The 3,192-nt window shown below is 53.9% G+C and carries 1 protein-coding gene; it reads left to right on the plus strand.

Going from position 1 to position 3,192, the window contains the following annotated elements; translation table 11 throughout:
* Window positions 1-29 precede the first annotated feature (29 nt).
* On the plus strand, window positions 30-3,192 hold a 3,163-nt coding region (locus tag B5F35_RS17815), incomplete at its 3' end, for a SpaA isopeptide-forming pilin-related protein (RefSeq protein WP_140401290.1).

Genomic DNA, 3,192 nt, shown 5'->3' on the forward strand with positions numbered 1-3,192 from the left:
TTCTTTTCCCGCAAATTGCCGGATTAACCATGCCCGCATTTGCCGCAGGCAGCATCATCAAGAAGCTGGAGGATAATCCGTTTGACGGCCTGCGCTGGGCCACAAAACAACCCATATCCGGATATCATGGCTCTTATCCTACGGAAATCATGGGCGTCACCATTGACGGTGTGAATTATGTTGCGTATTGCCTGAATCATGACCGATATGGCTCTGGAGACAGCCCGACTGTTGGAGAATATGGAGTCAAGGTTTACGAACTGGACGATCCGGCTCTGCAAAGCAATGAGGAATTTATCAACGACAAAAATATCCTTATGTATATGCAGGGCGTTCTTGCTTCTGGTGGTTATACCGGCGGCGGAGACTCCGCAGCCACCGCTTTGAGAACCAGGGGCAGCAGCAGGCAGCTGTTTAACAACCGGTTTGAAGCCTATGGCGTCACCAAGTTTGCCATGTGGACGCTTTCGGTCGGTCAGTCGGACGCGAGCAAATGGAGCGTAAATCCCACCGCGACATACGATGCTTCCCGAAATCAATATCTGTTGGAAAGCTTGAATCAAATTATGGGATCGGCCAACAACTGGAATGACTGGGTGGACGATGAAATCCATGTTAACCCAAAGACAAACAGTGAAGGCGAAGTGTGGCAGGATGGCCCCGGTCCCGGTGAAAAATATGTGGAATGGGAAGTGACCACCGGATATTTCGGCAACGGCAAGGTGCAGGACTCCGAACATGTCTATATGGCAGCTGGCGGCTATACACTCACACCGGGAAGTTTGCCGGAAGGTTTTCATCTGGAAAAACTGGACGGTACGGAAATCAAGAGCTCAACCAACATGCAGTCTCAATATGTAAACGCATGGCTTGGCGAGCCGTTTCGGCTTGTCGCGGAGAGCGGCACAGATCCCAACTCTTTCGGCGAAGAAAAGACGGTAGCCACCATCAACGGAAAACTGCAAACTGGCGGTCTGAAATACGGCATTGCGGAATATTCCGGCTCAACGAAGGTTCAAAATTATGCACTTGTCCCGGAAAACGGATTGCAGGCCGTCTCTGCCGAGGTAAAACTAAGAAATGAGATACCTACCGGTACATCCATTATCATTCGTAAAGCCGACGGATCAAAAAGTCTTGCCGGAGCACAGTTCAAAGTTACAAAAGCTGACGGCAGTTTTTCAACTGACGTAACCACCGGAACATCCGGTTCTATCTCAGTAGATGTGCCGTCCATCGGCATGTATTACGTCGAAGAAACCAAAGCCCCCTCCGGCTACGCACTGGACTCCACGCGATACAGTGTGGAAGCCAAATCTGGAGAAGCTGTTGAAATTAAGATCGAAAACAGCAAAAGCGTCGGCCTGAAAATCCAGAAGCTTGACGCGCTGACGGACGAACCGCTGGCCGGAGCGGTGTTCACCGTCGAGCAGATTGACGGTACGTTCTCCACGGACGTGACAAGTAATGACAACGGCCTGTGCGTCCTTGGAGGACTGGAACCCGGCAGCTACCGGATCACAGAGAAAACACCTCCGGCAGGCTACCAGCCCGCAGAGAATCCCGTGCAGACCATTGAGATTCAGAAGGATCAAGTAGAAGTTCCCATGATTGTCTACAAGAACGAGCCGATCAACGGAACTGTGAAGATTATCAAGACGGCGGAGAACAACGGCGAACCGTTGGCAGGCGTCACGTTTGAAATCAAGCGCCGCGACGGTGCGGAGAAGTGGTCTGTTGTTACGGGTGAAAACGGCGAAGCAGAAATCGAGCTGCCCGCCGACTGGTACGTCATCACCGAGACGGACGCGCCGGACAACGTGGAGATCGACCCCACTCCCCACACCGTGGAGCTGAAACCCGGACAGACCTACGAATTGCAACTGACCAACGTGCTCAAAAAACAGCTCATTATCGAAAAGCGCGATTCCGTTACAAACGAGCTTGTCCCCGGTATGATTTTTGAAATCAAATCGCCGGACGGCGACCTGTTCGGCCCCGGCAACTGCGGGCGCGGCGGGGGCATCTATCAGACGGACGAGAACGGACAGATTACCTTTGACACGATGGAAACCGGCACAAGCTGGGTTATCACCGAGCTGGAAGCCCCTGCCGGTTATGTCCTCAACAGCATTCCGCAAACTGTCAAAATCGTGGATGACGTAACCACCGTTACCATCCGCAACGACCAGAAGCCCGGTTTGATGCTCACGAAGGTGGACGCGGACACCGGCAAGCGCATCATGGGCGCGAAGTTTACATTTACCATCCCCGGTACACAAACTGTCTACACCCGTGTGACGGACAATAACGGCGTGATTTTCCTCGACGATCTGGACGTGACGTCCATCGTCATCCAGGAGATTGAACCGGCTCCCGGCTACATTGCCAATGACAAGCCGGTTACGGTGCAGCTCAAACCCAACGAGCGCACGGATGTTACCTTTAAGAATACCTCCAAGCCCGGCCTGCGAATCTGCAAGATTGACACGGACGGCAATCCCGTTGCCGACGTGGTGATTAAGGTCAGCAAAACGGACGGCCAGGTAGTGGGCGAGTATACCACGGACGAATCCGGCATCATTTTCATTCCGAATCTGGAAGCCGGAACCTATGACGTACAGGAAATCTCCGCTCCTCCGCAGTATGTTGTGGACAGCACCGTTCACCGCGTCACGCTGGAAGCCGGGAAGATTGGAGAAATCACCCTGCGCAACAGCATCAAGCCGACGCTACGCATCGTCAAGGTGGACAGCGTGACCAAAGGCCCCATCGAGGGTGTGGCCTTTGAGGTGCGTGTCACAGACGGCGGAAAAATCGGCGACTATGTGACGGATGAGAACGGCGAGATTTTTGTCACCGGCCTGCAAGCGGGCGTCAATTACACCATCAGGGAGATCGCCACGCTGCCCGGATACGTTCTCGACGAGGCGCCCAAGCAGATTACGCTGGAAGCCAACAAGGTGACAACCGTTCAGTTCGAGAACAAGGCGAAATCGCCTGTCTACATTCTTAAACTGGATGCCAAAACCGGCAAGGGCGTTCCCGGCGTGCGGTTCCGCGTGACCAGAGCGGATGGTTCGCTCATCGGCGAGGTGGTTACCGACTCCACCGGCCGCGCGACACTCACCAGCGTACCGAGCGGCTATATCACCGTCACGGAAATTGCCGTGCCGGACGGCTATGTGCTCG

The sequence above is a fragment of the Anaeromassilibacillus sp. An200 genome (assembly GCF_002160025.1).
Taxonomy (GTDB): Bacteria; Bacillota; Clostridia; order Oscillospirales; family Acutalibacteraceae; genus Caccousia; species Caccousia stercoris.